At 61.5% G+C, this 1108-nt stretch carries 1 protein-coding gene and 1 pseudogene; both read left to right on the top strand.

Annotated elements, in window-relative coordinates; all coding sequences use genetic code 11:
- Window positions 1-114 precede the first annotated feature (114 nt).
- Window positions 115-372, top strand: coding sequence for a DUF6510 family protein (locus tag ACFVXG_RS46165; protein ID WP_282837945.1), 258 nt, complete (start codon window positions 115-117; stop codon window positions 370-372).
- Between the two features lie 39 nt (window positions 373-411).
- Window positions 412-1108 (top strand): annotated as a pseudogene (locus tag ACFVXG_RS46170) (cysteine--tRNA ligase); the annotation flags it as partial.

Below are 1108 nucleotides of genomic sequence, written 5' to 3' on the forward strand. Positions count from 1 at the left end.
ACCGCGGATCTTCGTCTGTGGGCCCACGCCGTTCGTCGAGGCGGTTGCTGGTTGGCTTGTTCAGCTTGGCCACGACCCCGCAAGAATCCGCACGGAACGATTTGGAGGAATCGGATGAGTTACGTAGACGGAAACGCTCTTGCGGGAGTGCTTGCTGACGTATTCGGCGTCGAAATGACTGCGGCCATTGCACGGTGTCGCCACTGTCAACGCATCTTCGAGCTCGCCGTGGCACACGTGTTCATCACCGCCATGGGGTCAGTGATGCGGTGTGCACACTGCCAGTCGACGCTCGCCGTGATCGTGAACAAGCCCCACGAGACCCTCTTCAGCCCCACTGGCCTATCGTTCGTGGCAGCCCCGCGGTCGTGACCGCGTGCACGGAAGAGATCAGAAAGGGTGCGAGCACAGATGTTCCATATCTACGACAGTCGCACCCGCGCAGTGCGCGCATTCATCCCCGTCCAACCAGGAAAGGTCAGCATCTACCTCTGCGGGCCCACGGTTCAGTCCGCGCCACATATCGGGCACCTGCGAAGTGCCCTCACCTACGATCTCTTGAACCGCTGGCTCACCCACCGCGGATACACCGTCACCCTCGTACGAAACGTGACGGACATCGATGACAAAGTCCTCGCCTTGGCAACAGAAGACGAACCATGGTGGGCCCGCGCATACCGTGTCGAAACAGAATTCACGCGGCTGTACGCGTCGATGCGAATCCTGGCGCCCACGTATGAGCCGCGCACCTCGGGCCACATCATTGACACGCAAGCATTCATCGAGAGGCTGATACAGCGCGGTCACGCCTACGCTGCTAGCGACGCATCTGGAGACGTCTACTTCGACGTCAGCAGCTGGGGCGACTACGGTGCGCTGACGAGGCAGAAGCCGGATAGCATCCCCGATTCCGATGAGGCCCCCAGCGCCGCGAAGCGCGATGCACGAGATTTTGCTCTCTGGAAGGGAACGAAGCCCAACGAACCGGCGTCGGCCTCATGGCCCTCCCCATGGGGGGCTGGCCGACCTGGTTGGCACATCCAGTGCTCGGCCATGTCGCACCGTTATCTCGGGCCCGTTTTTGATATCCACGGTGGCGGTCTTGACC

Origin of the sequence: Kitasatospora sp. NPDC058162, from assembly GCF_042884005.1 — a bacterium.
Taxonomy (GTDB): Bacteria; Actinomycetota; Actinomycetes; order Streptomycetales; family Streptomycetaceae; genus Kitasatospora.